Source organism: Paenibacillus sp. O199, assembly GCF_001636635.1.
Lineage (GTDB): Bacteria > Bacillota > Bacilli > Paenibacillales > Paenibacillaceae > Paenibacillus > Paenibacillus marchantiae.
Genome location: NZ_LGRP01000015.1, coordinates 1 through 15,381, shown reverse-complemented (window position 1 = coordinate 15,381; position 15,381 = coordinate 1). Strand labels below are relative to the sequence as shown.

10 protein-coding genes are annotated in these 15,381 nt (G+C 47.2%); 9 read left to right on the top strand and 1 reads right to left on the bottom strand.

The features are described from left to right. Position 1 precedes the first annotated feature (1 nt). The gene (locus tag A6049_RS20510; RefSeq protein ID WP_063566441.1) at positions 2 to 1,771 is read right to left on the bottom strand and encodes an SWIM zinc finger family protein; all 1,770 of its coding nucleotides are present in this window, start codon (positions 1,769 to 1,771) and stop codon (positions 2 to 4) included. Between the two features lie 279 nt (positions 1,772 to 2,050). Here A6049_RS20510 and A6049_RS20505 point away from each other — a divergent pair, with 279 nt between their 5' ends. The 9 genes from A6049_RS20505 to A6049_RS20465 all read left to right on the top strand — a co-directional run bounded on the left by A6049_RS20505 (position 2,051) and on the right by A6049_RS20465 (position 14,897). Further along, a complete protein-coding gene (locus tag A6049_RS20505; RefSeq protein ID WP_063566440.1) occupies positions 2,051 to 2,869 on the top strand; it encodes an endonuclease/exonuclease/phosphatase family protein in 819 nt (272 codons plus the stop codon). A 264-nt stretch (positions 2,870 to 3,133) separates the two neighbouring features. Continuing rightward, a complete protein-coding gene (locus A6049_RS20500; RefSeq protein ID WP_063566439.1) occupies positions 3,134 to 4,708 on the top strand; it encodes an S-layer homology domain-containing protein in 1,575 nt (524 codons plus the stop codon). Positions 4,709 to 4,964: 256 nt separating this feature from the next. Next, the gene (locus A6049_RS20495) at positions 4,965 to 7,262 is read left to right on the top strand and encodes a glycoside hydrolase family 88/105 protein (RefSeq protein ID WP_063566438.1); all 2,298 of its coding nucleotides are present in this window, start codon (positions 4,965 to 4,967) and stop codon (positions 7,260 to 7,262) included. Between the two features lie 335 nt (positions 7,263 to 7,597). Beyond that, positions 7,598 to 8,932 (top strand): ABC transporter substrate-binding protein, encoded by a 1,335-nt coding sequence (locus tag A6049_RS20490; protein ID WP_063566437.1) that lies wholly within the window; start codon positions 7,598 to 7,600, stop codon positions 8,930 to 8,932. Between the two features lie 46 nt (positions 8,933 to 8,978). Further along, a complete protein-coding gene (locus A6049_RS20485) occupies positions 8,979 to 9,929 on the top strand; it encodes a carbohydrate ABC transporter permease (protein WP_090811449.1) in 951 nt (316 codons plus the stop codon). Continuing rightward, entirely contained in the window at positions 9,926 to 10,774 is an 849-nt protein-coding gene (locus tag A6049_RS20480; RefSeq protein WP_063566436.1) for a carbohydrate ABC transporter permease, read from the top strand. The genes A6049_RS20485 and A6049_RS20480 overlap by 4 nt, the downstream gene beginning before the upstream one ends. Positions 10,775 to 10,801: 27 nt before the next feature. Beyond that, complete coding sequence (locus tag A6049_RS20475) at positions 10,802 to 12,700, top strand: cache domain-containing sensor histidine kinase (protein ID WP_063566435.1); 1,899 nt, start codon at positions 10,802 to 10,804, stop codon at positions 12,698 to 12,700. Next, positions 12,697 to 14,301 carry a response regulator gene (locus tag A6049_RS20470; RefSeq protein WP_063566434.1) on the top strand — a complete coding sequence of 535 codons (1,605 nt, stop codon included), beginning with the start codon at positions 12,697 to 12,699 and terminating at the stop codon, positions 14,299 to 14,301. Before A6049_RS20475 ends, A6049_RS20470 begins: the two co-directional genes overlap by 4 nt. A gap of 50 nt (positions 14,302 to 14,351) precedes the next feature. Then, positions 14,352 to 14,897, top strand: a complete 546-nt coding sequence (locus A6049_RS20465; protein ID WP_063566433.1) for a GNAT family N-acetyltransferase — start codon at positions 14,352 to 14,354, stop codon at positions 14,895 to 14,897. Positions 14,898 to 15,381: the final 484 nt, after the last annotated feature.

The window sequence follows — 15,381 nt, the reverse complement described above, 5'->3', positions numbered from 1 at the left end:
CTCATGAGATCAACTTACCTTTCCGAAGCTCTTCCTGCAGGGCGCGCAGTCGGCTGTTGCGAACAGCCAATGTGGTGATAAACTGCTCCCAATGTTCTTCCTGCTTCAATTTTTTATAAATTTTGGACAGACGCTTCAACAGTTTCACTGCTGCTTTGTATCCGTCCCTGTTTTTGTGTCCGATATAACGATCCACTGCTTGATGGTAGAAAGGCAAAAGCAGTTCGGGTGCATCCTTTTCAATCGGCTGTAGCACCGCTACCCGGAATTCTAGCGGCTCTGTCTCCGTGCTCAGTTGAAAATCAATCCACCGCCGCCACTGTCCCCGGGAATGCATTGCTTCTTCATAAGCTGGCCTGGAATGAGGCAGCATGCTGACCAATGTGTCCCACATGCGGTGTTCTACATCAGGAAGATGATGAATGGCTGTGTCCCACAACTGCATGTAATCATTCAGAGGGGAGTTCCGTCGGTTCGCGAGCAGAGGTCCGAGCTGTACTAACCACTCGCCTAGCCGTTTCCAGTCTGAAGAATCTGCAAGCACATGAAGAAAATGCAGCAGATGCTCCGGCGGGATGCCATATGCCGAGCCTCCGCTAATCAATCGCTGCCAAGCCTGATCATCTTGTCCCAAATGGAAATACATCCAGCTCTGCGCCAATACCAGCGGCAAGGGCAGAGTGGCAGATTTAATCGGCGCATTGCGCCCATTTTCCGTTAGATTCGCTACGCTTAGCACGCTCTCACCAGGTTTGGCGGGTTTGGAAGCAGCAGTCAGTCCGTTCTCCATTTCCTGTAGAAACGCTAGCTCTGACTCTAGCGTTTTTCGGTTTTCCTGGAGATGAGGCACGATCCAGTTTAACCAAAGCTGTCGATACATCGGGGTGAAGAACATCATGCTGGATGTCTCGGATATCATCTGCGTACGCAGGTAAGATGAGGTTTCCTCAAGCCTTTTCCAAAGTTGTTCAAGCTTCGTGCCCTTCAGACCTGAGAGATCCAACGGACGGCTAAAGATCTGTTCCAGTCCTTTCTGGAGCGCATCCACGGCAAGTTGAGCAGGATAGCTCAGATACACCGGTGTATGTGTGATTGAATTGCGGCCAGGCACACAGAAGCGAATCAGGTGCAACTGAACATGCAGCTCAAATAACTGGTCCATGCCAGCGGATAGCTTAGGTTTAATGGAATAGAGCTCGTCCGCTGCGGCCTGCACATACGATGTACTTGGCGTGCCTATCCCGAGTCGTTTCAGGCATGCCCGAAACAGCTCATGCCATTCCGTGATTTCAAGTTCTGCAAGTTCCGTTGCACGTTCCTTGATCTGGCTATACTGGTTATCAGGGATGGTGAGATCCTCTTCGTGCGCTGCGTAATCCGAACGTCCTGAAGTCGCCATAGCAGCAGGTTTTGGAGCCTGTTTCAGTGCAGTACTGGAGTGAGCATTGACGATGCCATGTACGGGTCGCCCCAGTTGCTCCGCATAACTCATTAGAACGGCTATCATATGTTTGCAATGAGATCCTACCGGACAGGTGCAGTGACTGGTGTTCAACGATTGCAAGCTCAGGGTTACTTTATAATCATCGGAGCCCTGCACTTCAGCCAAAATTCCGTTTTGTTCAGTGAAGGTTAATGTTCCGACGCGTTTCTGTTTATAATATTGAAATCCGCGCATAATCGTCAGGTTGTTAAAATGTTCAGCGACCTGCCTGATCAGCTGTTGCCACTGCGCATCATCCATGTTCATGTCAATAGGTATGTTCATCATTCCATCTCCTGGGGAAATCATAGGTTCAGTAATCACCACGTCTTGACGTAATGGTGTACATTTCATGTATCCATCATATCAGTTATCATGTGCTCCGTGCATCGGTTCTGAGAACTTGGATGGGACTTTTTAATAGGTGAAACCCAAGAGTACCGATCTCTATTTTTTACCATAAACCATGCATAATAGGCTCGTCTTGTGTATGCTTATCGTATGTATTCCTTTCAGGAACGATGCAGGCCGGGATTCGGCTTAATTTTAAACAACAGGAGAGAGCATATGAAAATACTTACGTTAAATACGCACGCTTGGGCAGAAGAAGACCAACTGAACAAGATCAGTCAGCTGGCTGATTTTATCAATACACACCAATTTGATGTGATCTCCATGCAAGAGGTTAATCAATCGATGCAAGAAGCAGCGCTGTCCGCGGAGGAACTGAAACATTACTTTGCCACGGAATCGGATGCTGTGATCAAAAAAGACAATTACGCCTACGTTCTGCTTACGCAATTGACCGAGACCTATTACTGGACATGGATTCCGGCCCATGTCGGTTTCCAAAAATACGATGAAGGGCTGGCTATCCTGAGCCGGACGCCGATCACAAAGGCTTTTGGAGAGTATGTATCCCACATGCGGGATTACGATAACTACCGCACACGCAAAATTGTAGGTGTTCAGACTGAAGTACAAGGCGAAGCAACCTGGTTTGTGAATGGACACTATAACTGGTGGGATGATGAACAAGAGCCTTTCAAGGGGCAGTGGGAACTGACTGAGAGCAAGCTCGCTCCATATATGGACCAGCCGCTGTATATGATGGGCGATTTCAATAATGTCGCGGAAGTACGTGGGCAAGGCTACGATTATATGATGAGCAAGGGCTGGAACGACCTGTACACGACGGCTGTGCAAAAGGATGACGGTGCAACCGTGGTCAAAGCCATTGCCGGCTGGGCGGATAACAAACGCGATCTGCGTATTGATTATATTTTCTCCAATCGTCCGGTACAGGCGAAGTCTTCGACAGTAGTTCTCAACGGAAAGAACGGCCCTGTGGTCTCTGACCATTATGGCGTAGCTGTGGAAATTTAACAGTAGGTCAGCCTTGTACACAATTTTTTATCAAAATAAAACGAAAGCCTCCGCTCACTTCCTTATAAGGAAGTGAGCGGAGGCTTTTTATTTTTAAACCTTTGCTCCCCACGTTGTCGAAATAAGGCGATTTGTTCAGAATCGGTTCAGAGCCTCTCTATATAATGTGCATTATCGTACATGTCCATATTATTTAAGGAAGATCCTCGATTGGATTTTGCGTTGGAATGACACGAACTTACTTCATATTGGGGGAGCATTCTTTTGAAAAAAAATCATTTCATCAGCTCGATTCTCGCGGCGTCCTTGTTGACAACACCTTTGTGGACGACACAGGCTAACGCCGCAGTATCATTTACCGATATCGATAAATCCTATGCCAAAGATGCCATAGTAGAGTTGCAAAACGAAGGGATTGTCACTGGATTCAGTGATGGCCAATTTAATCCGTCCGGTATGATTACCAGACAGGATTTTGCCATCCTAGTTGCCAAAACGTTAAAACTGGATGTAACCAATAACGTCCCATCCAATCCGACATTTACAGATATTCCTGTGACTAGCTATGCCTATGCTTCTGTTGAAGCGGTATATCAAGCAGGTATATTTAAAGGCATGGGAAGCGGGGAATTCGGGAGCGGTAAGACATTATCCAGACAGGATATGGTCGTAACCCTGATGAGAGCAAAGGGAACAGACGTAACGGGCAAAGCTGCTTCCTTAACGTTCAAGGATAGCGCAACTATTTCGAAATATGCAAAAGATGCGGTTGGAGCGGCACTCGAAGCTGGATACATTATCGGTGATCAAAACAACATGTTTAAACCCGTGTTACAAGCCGATCGTCAAGCTGCGGCACTGACGGCTTCTCGATTGCTGCAAACGATAAAAGAAACTACAGGTCCGCAACCTGAACCAGTGCCTACGCCAACACCAACACCAGAGGTAACACCAACGCCCGTGCCTACTCCGGCTCCATCTACCAGTTCGAATAATAGCGGGTCCTCATCAGGTGGAAGTAGCGACAGCGGGAACATGAATCCATCTGTACCTGCGGATACAACAGCACCAACGGTGGATGTAAGCAAATTTAGCATTATCGATAATTACAGCGGAACCTGGGATCAAGTTCAGGGGGATTCTGGAGCAGTAAGTGAAGAAGGAGCCGTTGTAACTTTCTATAGTTGGACTGATGCGAATACGAATGGAGTCGTGGATGAAGGAGAGTTGGAAGAAGGAATTCCCCTTGCCAAAAGCAAATCGGATGGTTCACTTGCGCTTACCAAATTGAAAAATTTGACTCCAGGAGACTACACATTTGTGGTTACTGCCAAGGATTCAGCAGGTAATGAGTCTCCTAAAGATGCGGCGCATGTATTTACTTTTACACTTGTAAACGGAGAAATGCCAGTAGACGTGCCGACTATAGGTTCCAGTAAGTTTGGCTTCGACTCAAGCAACTCTAAAACAAAGTATCTTCAAGTTCAATATGGAAATAATCCATTTTCTCTAAACTACGATGTAGGGGAAGAATTTGTGGATGGCACCATCGAGTATTGGACCGATGCGTTCCAGTTTAGCATAGATGATTCTTACCAAATTGATGGTGAGAATTATACAATAGATAGCAGTCAGATCAGTAATGATGGTCATACGCTTAAGCTTAAAGTAAATGTAGAACCCGGCACACCTATTATTTTGCAATTGGGAAATAAGATGAATGAGACAAGAGGTCAATATGATTTAATCATTCGTGTAGATGCTGACGGCGAAGGATTAACCAAATCTGTATATGAAGAAACAGAGAAGCTATTCGTTAAATTTGACATCTTCGGATAATTTTAATTTACATGAGACGGACTACAACGATGTAGTCCGTTGTTTTGTCTTATCGTCAGACTGACAATACAATTATTTATTTGTAAGCGTAATCAAAAATCTGTAGCCACCGGGAAGCAGGTCAGTTATACTTGGTTTATTATTTGGCTATTCCAAAGATAAACGAGGATCATCAACGTTCACCAAAAAGGGATTTTCTCACAAAGGTTAAGCGCTATACCTATGTATTCCATCGGGAGAGGAATGTGGGCATTCAATGACAACGTATTTCAGTGAACCGCAGAGTATGTACTATCGATTCGGAGAAGATCAGGATCAGGTGCTGAAGGTGCTGGCAGAGAGGTATATAGGTGCCAACGCGCAGGCTGATTTTGTATATCGCGTATTTCAGAAGTCTGGTATTTTGCAAAATGAGAAGGGTCTGTATGATCTGAATTTGAGTAAACGTTTCCCTGATGCACAGAAAGGTCAGATTTCTTATGCCGCAGCGCTGGTATGGGGGGATGAAGATCGAAATCTGGATGTGCTGATCCGCTGTTATGGACCGGTTCGCTTCTATTTTAACGAGCAATTGGTATATCGCTCCACGGTCATGGATGAGATCAACCTGGACGCGACTGTGAAACTGGGAATCGACATTAAACCGGGATGGAATATGTTGTTGCTGGAGATGAAGTATACACCTGCGGGCTTTGGATGCCAGTTTGGCTCGGACGAGGGGAAAGTGCGTATTCTGAATGTGCTTGCTCCTTTCCAGGAGAGACAGGGACAGGCCGGATGGGTGTATTCCAAACCGATAAGTTCGGAGGAGAATCATCCGGAATGGAATCTGCTCGGGTCAGAAGAGGATCACAGACTAGATTGGCTGCCTGACGCGCAATGGTCAGAGGAGAAACAGACGCAACCATCCCTGGAGAGAATATACGGACATCTTCCAGGTCAGCAAGTCTATGCGTGGACACGGTTAATCAACAGGGATTCAAGTGATTGCCCGATCCGTTTGTCTGGTCAATCTTCCGGACCACTGAATATATGGCTGAACGGTGTATCGGCAGTGCAATTGAAGGAAGCAGGTCCATTCGAGGTGAACATACCCGGATCTTTTGGACGGAATGACCTGTTGATTCGCAGTGAATGTAGCGATACGGCTGAGTCATGGAATTTTGTAATAAATGCAACGGTGAATGGAGAGCAATTGGAACTGGAGCTTCCCCAGCGTGTGCACGGAGCTTCTGGAGAGCCGTGGCTATATCTAGGACCTTTTGAATCGGAGGACGTAGAACCTGATTTGCAGGATCTAATGCGTACTGATCGGGTGTTTAAAGGAAGTGTATTGAACGATAACCCAGAAGAAATGGGAAGCCAACATACACGGAAGGAACGCATATATTGGCGATTGGACAGACCGGATGCGTGGATACGCCCCTATTATGAAAATGCAATGCTCAGTAACAAATGGACCGTAGGCAGTGTAACCAACTATGGTCGCTGGGACTATCCTTTAGGTGTCACCGTATATGGTCTGTTGCAAACTGGACGTTATTTGCAGCGGCCCGACATTACGCGTTATGCGTCAGAACATGTGCAGGCGTGTACCCGTATGGATGAGTACTCATTATGGGATCGGGAGCAGTATGGTTTCCCAGCGGTTAACCAGCAGCTGGTTATGATGAAAATGCTGGATAACTGTGGCTCCTTTGGCTCAGCCATGCTGGAAGCCTATTCCGAATGTCAGGAGCCGACGTTTTTGCCGATTGCCGATCGAATTGCAGATTTTATGTTGACCCGGTTGGAGCGACAGGAGGACGGTGCATTTTACCGTGAGTGTATCGGTGAATTTGCCGAGAATACGATGTGGGCAGATGACCTTTATATGAGCACTCCGTTTCTTGTGCGGTATGCCCGACTGACGGGAAATAATTCAGCACTGGATGAAGCTGCTAGACAATTTTTATTGTATCGGAAATATCTGTTCATGCCTGAATTCAAGATCATGTCCCACGTATACGATTTTAAATATGGACAGGCGACACAAATTCCGTGGGGACGGGGAAATGGTTGGACGCTTTTTTCGCTGTCTGAGGTATTGGAAGCTTTGCCGACAGAGCACCCGGAGCGCCCGACTTTAATTGCCTTCTTTAATGAATTATGTGAAGGATATGCAGCTCTGCAAGGAGAGGGTGGATTGTGGCATCAGGTATTGAATGATTCGGAAACATACCAGGAAGCCTCCTGTACAGCGATGTTTGCTTATGGTTTTGCACGGGGAGTACGTTTTGGTTGGTTATATCAACCTGAACGTTACATTGAAGCGGCTGAGCGGGCCTGGAACGGATTAACCCGTAAAGCGATTGATCGTCAGGGTAATGTACATGGTGTATGCAGTGGTTCGAGATATGCCTTTACTGCAGAATATTACAATAAGGACCTGCTCACGGTAACGAATGACAATCACGGTATTGGCATTATGATGCTGGCAGGAACCGAAGTGGCGAAGATGAAGAAACATCTGGCCCAGCCTAAGGTGTCATCAACTGCTGTGACGCAATCCTGAAAGTGTCAGTAAAACTACAGGATACCTTGATCGAAATCTCACATGATAGCTACTCTAACGTTTCATTGCAGACGGCTGGATGACCACTGGTGAGATGGAGCGAAGTAGAGTACGCGGCACGAGGAATGCAGTATATATGAATAACCACTGGGAGCGTCATTCCTGGTGGTTATTTAATCACTAAGAATATTGAAGACAATTGAATGGACATTTGTCCCAACCCCTTACTTTTTTGACAGGAAAGCTTACTTTTGTTTATGTCATGAGCAGCCATAGGCCGTTACAATAGTTTTTGTAAGCGATTCCATAAAAGCTAAAGGGGAGGAAATTCATTCATGTTGAATACCAAAAAGTGGGTAACCTTGTTCTGCCTATCCCTGTTAATGTTCGCTACAGCCTGTTCCGGAGGGTCATCAGGACCATCTGCTTCATCCAATGAAGGAGAAGAAGGGGGAACTTCCGGCAATATTGAACTTCGTATGACTTGGTGGGGATCACAGACTCGACACGATCTTACGACCAAAGTGATTAAGCTGTTTGAAGAAAAACACCCTGGCATTACCATCAAGCCGGAATATTCCGGTTGGGACGGATACTTTGACAAGCTGACCACACAGGTAGCCGGTTCAAATGCACCGGATATCATTCAGATGGATTACGCTTTTCTAACCGATTTTGCCCGGCGTGGTGCATTGCTTGACCTGACCCCATACGCAGAGAGCAAGGAGCTGCGCACCGAGGATCATGATAAGAGCATGCTCAAAGCCGGATCGATTGACGATAAATTATACGCCATTACATTGGGTGTAAATGCGCCAGGTGTCATCTATGATGCGACCGTATTCCAGGAGCTCGGGATCGAGGAGCCGCAGGAAAGCTGGACGTGGAAAGATTTTAGTGACGTAGCTGCCAAAATTGCAGCAGAGAAGGGTGACGGTTTCTACGGTTCGGCGGATGTATCGGGAACTACTAACATGTTTGAGGTATTTATCCGGCAAACAGGCAAGGGGCTATTTGATGGCGGGACGTTGACAGCAACCAGCGGGGAGCTTCAGCAATGGTTTGACATGTGGGGGGCGCTTCGTGAGAACGGAGGTGCTACCTCCGCAGAAGTGACAGCGTCCACTACGAATGCACTGGAGACACGCCCGATCTCACTTGGTACAGCTGCCATGGACTTTGCCTGGTCTAACCAATTGCTGACGTTCCAGCAGGTGAACAAAAACCAGGATCATAAGCTTGGGATACAAGTGCTTCCGCACGGTGTGGGTGAAAAGCAAATCGGTGAATACCTGAAAGCAGGCCAGTTCCTGTCCGGTTATGCCAAAACGAAACATCCGAAGGAAGTGGCAATGTTTATCGACTTCATGGTAAATGATCCCGAAGCTACCGCCATTCTCGGCTCGGAACGCGGAGTACCCGTCAATGCCAGTATCCGTGAGAAGATGCAGCCTACACTGCCAGAAGCGGAGCAAGTTATCTTCCAATTTATCGATGTGGTATCGAAAAACTCCAGTGAAATTGATCCGCCATACCCGCAAGGATTTTCCGAAGTGGATACCAGCTTCAAGAGTGCAAGCGAGCAGATTGCCTTTGGTCAAGACAACACACCGGATGTGATTGCCCAGTTCATTGAAGGGGCCAAGGCGACACTTGCATCAAGTCAATAACACTTGAACGGTTCCAGACTTCATATTCCGCGGGGAGGTTGCGAAGATGAGTACAACACAGGTCAGTCAAGCACGAACCGAGCGTGTGACAGCCCGGCGGGTGAAACGGAGATATGCCCATAATGGAGCAGCGCTTCTTTTCCTGGCCCCATGGCTGGTTGGTTTATTATTTCTGACACTTGGGCCGATGCTCGTTTCTTTATACATTTCGTTCACAGACTACAGTATCCTGGCCGCCCCTTCCTGGGTCGGTCTGGATAACTACACCACGATGTTTACATCGGATAAACTGTTTATCCAATCGCTCAAAGTCACATTTACGTATGTCGCCGTATCCGTACCGATCAAGCTGATTTTTGCCCTGCTGGTGGCGATGCTGTTGAACAAAGGCATTCGTGGGCTTGGCATTTACAGAACGGTGTATTACATCCCAACCCTGCTTGGGGGAAGTGTGGCGATTGCGATGCTGTGGCGCAAAATGCTGGGCGGTGACGGACTGCTCAATGGGGTGCTTGCCATGATCGGCATTAAGGCACCCGATTGGGTAGCCAACCCGAAATATGCCCTGTATTCGATCGTACTGCTGTCCGTATGGCAGTTCGGATCGTCGATGATTATTTTCCTGGCAGGCTTGAAACAGATTCCACCTGAGTATGACGAAGCTTCCGCCGTTGATGGAGCAGGCCCACTCCGGAGATTCTTTTATATCACACTGCCGATTCTGTCGCCGGTTATCTTTTTCAATCTCGTGATGCAGCTGATTACCTCCTTCCAGTCATTTACTCAGGCTTTTGTCATCAGTAACGGCAGCGGGGGGCCAGTCAATTCAACATTAATGTACTCTTTATACCTGTACAAAAAAGGGTTCTCGTTCTTCCAGATGGGTTATGCGTCCGCGATGGCCTGGGTGCTGGTGATTCTGATCGGTGTCTTTACATTGCTGGTATTCCGCAGCAGCAAGCTGTGGGTGCACTATGAGGATGGTGGAAAATCATGATTGGACAACGAAACTCTGCTGCGTGGGTAGTCGCCAAACATGTACTGATCTCGGTCATTGCCTTTGTCATGCTGTACCCGGTGCTCTGGATGCTGGGCAGTTCATTCAAACCGGGACATATGATTTTCACCGAAACTTGGTTTTGGCCGCAAGAATGGAACTGGCAAAACTACATCAATGGCTGGACAGGAATTCAGGGCAATCCCTTCTCTCGTTTTCTGACCAACTCGGTCGTCCTGTCGCTGGGCGCTGTGCTTGGCAATGTCATCTCTTGCTCGATGGCGGCGTATGCCTTTGCCAGATTGAATTTTCGGTTCAAAGCGATTTGCTTTGGCTTAATGCTGATGACGATCATGCTGCCACACCATGTGACGCTGATTCCTCAATATATTCTGTTTAACCATCTGGAATGGGTGAATACGTATCTGCCGCTGGTCGTGCCGAAATGGCTGGCGACCGATGCCTTCTTCATTTTCCTGATGGTCCAGTTCTTTCGGGGATTGCCTAAAGAGTTGGATGAAGCGGCTACGATTGATGGATGTGGTCCTGTACGAATTTACACCAAAATTATCATTCCGCTGGCCTTTCCGGCGCTGGTGACGACGATGATCTTTACCTTTTTGTGGACATGGGATGACTTCTTCAGCCAGTTGATCTATCTGAGTGATGTCAGCAAATATACGGTGCCGCTAGGCTTACGCCTGTTCCTCGATTCCAGTTCCCAATCCGATTGGGGACCGATGTTTGCGATGTCAGTGCTGTCACTGGTGCCTTGTTTTATCGTATTTATCGTGTGTCAAAAGTATTTCGTGGAAGGAATCGCGACCTCTGGGCTCAAAGGGTAATTCCAAGACGAAACGAGTTGATTCCTAATGCGGAAACGAAGATTATCTGTATTCCTAAATCATAAGCTGCAACAAAGCAAGCTCTCCACGTTGATGGTGACTTGCTTTATTGCGTTTAACCTGCTGCTCGTCTCGGTTATTGTCTGGCTGGCATACCAGTCGTTCTCTGCCGTCACGTTTACCGAGATCAGCAAAGCACGACTTGCTCTTCTGAATGAGAGTACACGCCGCGGGTTTGATTTTATTACAGGTGTGACAGGCACGGCTTATTCTTTGGCGAGCAACCGTGAGCTGTCGAGTCTGCTTGAAACGAAGGGAGCGGGAAGGCTGACACAGATCCACCAACGGCGTGAGGTGTCCAAAATATTGGATCATACGGTGGTAGTCAGTGAAGGTATTACCTCAGTGGAGCTGTATACGGATTCCTTCAACGGTGTCACTGTCACGATGGCCGACCGCATCTATTCAGTGGATACGATTGCCGGTGATTCATGGTTTGCTGCACTGGAGCATGCGGATGCGGCTTGGGTACCTCTGCGGGAAAACGAATCAGGCCAATCGCTAATCGGATACGCCCAGCGAATCTTTGACAGCCGGGGTGGTACGGTAGCCTACGTGCTCATCCGCCTGAGTCGCGCCGATATTGTACGCAGATTTGCGGATATGCCGATGGTGCTGGATGGACAGGTGCTGTTGGTGGATACCGCAGGCAACGTCGTCATGCAGATGGGCGATGACAATTTAGGGGTGAATTCTGCTGAGGATTCAAGCTTAATTCATGGAGCCTCAAAAATTTTTCCTTCTATTAATGTATCTGCTAATGCAGCTGCTGCTGGGGAAAGCGAACCAGTCGTTGATCGTGCATGGATTCAGGAGCATGTTGAACATGGGCAGGACGGATTTGAAGTGGTTTCCGGCAAGCCTGGTGGAGCGCAGCTGGTTCTGTATTCAAGACCTGCCATGCTTCAGTGGCGACTGGTACAGACCATCCCTGTTCACACCCTGTTATCTCCTGTGAGGCAGGCCGGATGGCAGGTCCTTGGAATAGCTGTGCTGGGATTACTATTTTCAGCGGTACTTGCGTATCTGTTCGTTTGGCGGATTGTTCGTCCTTTACGTCAGTTGATCAAGCGGATGAGGCAACTGGAGAAGGGGGATTTCAATACCCGGGTTCAGCTTTCGTTTACCGAAGAATATGCCCATTTGGCGTATGGATTCAACCATATGGCTTCACAGTTGACGGAGTTGATGGAGCAGGTCAAGGAAGAGAGCCGGGCGAAGCGTGAAGCACAGACCGGTTTACTGGAGGCGCAAATCAAACCGCATTTTTTGTACAACACACTTGACATGATCCACTGGCGTGCTCTCGATTATGAGGCCAAGGACATCAGCCGCATGATTGTTCAACTCAGCAAACTGCTGCGTATTGGATTGAGCGGTGGCAGATTATTCATCCGAGTACGGGATGAGTTGGAGCATGCTCGTTGTTACGTTAGCATTCAGTCGGAGCGGCTGCCGTTCTCTATTGATTATCAGGAACAGATTGATCCGAGAGTGCGAAGTTGTTACATTCCCAAAATCATTTTGCAGCCCTTTATTGAAAATGCGGTCATGCATGGGCAGCCGAAGGAAGGACAACTTCGTATACAGGTGGATATGCGGGAATCGGAGAGCAACGATCCACCACCCAAAGTCATCATTTGCATAAAGGATAACGGTCAGGGCTTGCCTGAGGGCTGGAAGCTGGAGGAGACGACTGGTATTGGTATACGAAATGTACATCAACGCATTCAATTGTATTGTGGTACTGGGTACGGCGTTGATATATGTGCAGGTGAATTAGGCGGAGTAGAAGTGACCATTACGTTGCCACGTATTGAGACGGAAGAACAATTAAACTTATGGCTGGGCGGTGAAAATGAATGAAAACCATTATGCTCGTAGACGATGACCCGCATATTGTAAAAGCATTGACCGACCATATTGATTGGCCATCCATTGGCCTCCACATTGCAGGAACAGCTTCCAATGGCGTGGACGCACTGGAGCTATTCCAACAGCTGCGCCCCGATCTTGTGATGACGGACGTCTATTTGCCAGGAATGACAGGACTTGAGGTCACGCAGGCGTTGCGGAGGGACCATCCCCATCTGCCGATCATCATTCTTAGCGGATATGACGAATTCGAGAATGCCCGGGCTGCCATGCGCTGGGGAGTGAATCATTTTTTGCTAAAGCCTGCGGAAGTGGAGGAGATTGAGTCTGTTCTGCGTGAGGTGCTACTGGAAGAGGATGTGCGTGAGCGGCGTGAGCAGCTGGAGCGGACGTACAAACAGGAGATTGGACGGGTGGTTCCTTATCTTCGCAAATTGTTTCTCCACGAGCTGTTAACCACACGCTACCGGGAAGAAGAGTTACCTGCAGAGCGTATGGATTATGTGGGCATTCGTATACCCTCTCAAGTGCGCGCCATCAGTCTACAGTTGTACCGGCCTGCATTTTTGACAAAGATGAAAGAGAGGGACTGGCAGCTATTAAGATATGGGGCAGCTGATATTATTCAGGAGACCGTCAAAGAGCAGACTTCGCAGATAAACGACTGCCAGGTGGAGATCGTGGATTACTCGGACCAGGTGTTAGTGCTGCTTCTATTTGACGAGAAGGACCCGCTAGAGCAATTTGAGTCCATTGTTGAACGGATGATTGATCAGATTTTTACGTATCTCAAAATCGAAATGAGCGCAGGTATTGGAACGTCCAAAGAGCACTTATGCGAAGTGATGGACTCCTATCTGGAGAGCAGAGAGGCGCTGGAGAAAGCAGAGTTTCAGGGCGGGAGCCGTGTATATCGATATGATTCATCAGATGCGTTAACCCCGAGCGCAACGGATTACTCGCAATTGCTGCGACAATGGAGTGAGTCATGGGCAGGTATGAGGACTGATCTGGCAGAGGAGATATGGGTTCACTTTCGCAATCTGCTGGAAGAAGGGGGTGGTACCAGTATTCAGGATGTGCAGGTTGTGGCTGTGAGCCTGTTCGACACGTTAATTCATAGTTGGAACCGGCATTATCCCATGCTGGCACCACCGCTCTCGATGAGCCACTTTTTGCGGGAAATTCAATCGAAATATGGGCTGCAGGATCTGATATGCTGGATGGATGGTATTATTCGAAACTGGATGGAACAGATACGTAAAGAAATGGGCGAGAAAAAAAGCAATAAACTAGTGGAGCAGGTAAAACAGTACGTTGAAATGCATTATGCTGAAGAGATTAGTTTTGAAGCCATTGCCAAGGGACTGTTTGTACACCCCAAATATTTGAGTCAGCTGTTCAAGAGGGTGACCGGAGAGAACTTTGTGAGTTATGTAAATGGGTATCGGATTCAACGTGCGCTGGAGCTATTACAGTCAGGGCATTACATGGTCTACGAGGTTAGTGAAATGACTGGGTTCCGCAACGCGACCTATTTCAGTCAGGTGTTCAAGATGCTTACGGGCAAGAGTCCGTCTGAGGTGGGGTAGAGCCATCAATAGGGTAAGCATAATAAAATAGATTGGACGGATTACAACGTATGATCATCGATCAACAGGAGTTTAACGTAAAAGGATTGACCTATTCAATTAGGTCCGCAATGGAAAAGGATGCTGAGGCATTGTCTTCACTTCGTTTACAGATGGATGGAGAAACCGAGTATATGGATCGTGAGCAAGGTGAAGGCTTTATTGATCCAGCGGGGTTTGAACAACTAATCTGGTTGGACTCTGAGAAAGAGAGAAACCTGTTTCTCGTTACTATTGTAAAGGAACAAATCGTCGGGTATTCCAGGTGTGAAGGTGTTGATCTAAAGCGATTTTCTCATAAGGTTGAATTTGGCGTTTGTGTAGCGAAAGAGTTCTGGGGATACGGGATTGGCAAGAAACTACTCGAACTATCAATAGATTGGGCAGACACGAATGGAATTGAGAAGATGACATTGAACGTGGTGGGGACGAACGATAAAGCGATGGAGCTTTACAAAAGGATGGGCTTCGAGATAGAGGGGACTGTGAAAAAGGATCGACGACACGCGGACGGTCGGTATTACGATACAGTTATGATGGGAAGGTTCAGGGGCTGAGGGGGAGAAGGTGGTGGTGAGAGGTTGGCTAACAATATACGCCACTCCTTTTATTATTCAATAACTATTCTTTTATATGAAAGAACAGATACACGAGTAACTACTTATCTCTCATGGAGAGAGTTAATATCTATTAGATGTAGTTTCTTAAAATCTGATTTCATATATTGTTATAGAGGCTAATAGATATGTGCGATACAAGACTAAGTATCCCTTGAGCTACTAAATAGTGTTTCTTCAAAACGAATAGAATCTCAGTTTACTATGAACATTAACTATTACCTTTCTCAATAAGTTAATGATATTCAACATTGTCATATCTATTGAGTGTAGCAGATGGGGGCTGATTGCAAGACAAAGATTGATTATAGATAGAAGGGAGATATAACGGTTCTATTTGTTCTCATAAAACGGAGATAGAAAAATATTAATTAAGGGTTGCAATTTATTTTTGTACATGGTATATTCTAATTCCGGCCAAGAA

What these genes read in the sequence shown, in the direction of transcription:
- A6049_RS20495 (WP_063566438.1), top strand. Translation starts at nt 4,965, where the DNA reads ATGACAACGTATTTCAGTGAACCGCAGAGTATGTACTATCGATTCGGA.
- A6049_RS20490 (WP_063566437.1), top strand. Translation starts at nt 7,598, where the DNA reads ATGTTGAATACCAAAAAGTGGGTAACCTTGTTCTGCCTATCCCTGTTA.
- A6049_RS20485 (WP_090811449.1), top strand. Translation starts at nt 8,979, where the DNA reads ATGAGTACAACACAGGTCAGTCAAGCACGAACCGAGCGTGTGACAGCC.
- A6049_RS20470 (WP_063566434.1), top strand. Translation starts at nt 12,697, where the DNA reads ATGAAAACCATTATGCTCGTAGACGATGACCCGCATATTGTAAAAGCA.
- A6049_RS20505 (WP_063566440.1), top strand. Translation starts at nt 2,051, where the DNA reads ATGAAAATACTTACGTTAAATACGCACGCTTGGGCAGAAGAAGACCAA.
- A6049_RS20475 (WP_063566435.1), top strand. Translation starts at nt 10,802, where the DNA reads ATGCGGAAACGAAGATTATCTGTATTCCTAAATCATAAGCTGCAACAA.
- A6049_RS20510 (WP_063566441.1), bottom strand. Translation starts at nt 1,771, where the DNA reads ATGATGAACATACCTATTGACATGAACATGGATGATGCGCAGTGGCAA.
- A6049_RS20480 (WP_063566436.1), top strand. Translation starts at nt 9,926, where the DNA reads ATGATTGGACAACGAAACTCTGCTGCGTGGGTAGTCGCCAAACATGTA.
- A6049_RS20465 (WP_063566433.1), top strand. Translation starts at nt 14,352, where the DNA reads ATGATCATCGATCAACAGGAGTTTAACGTAAAAGGATTGACCTATTCA.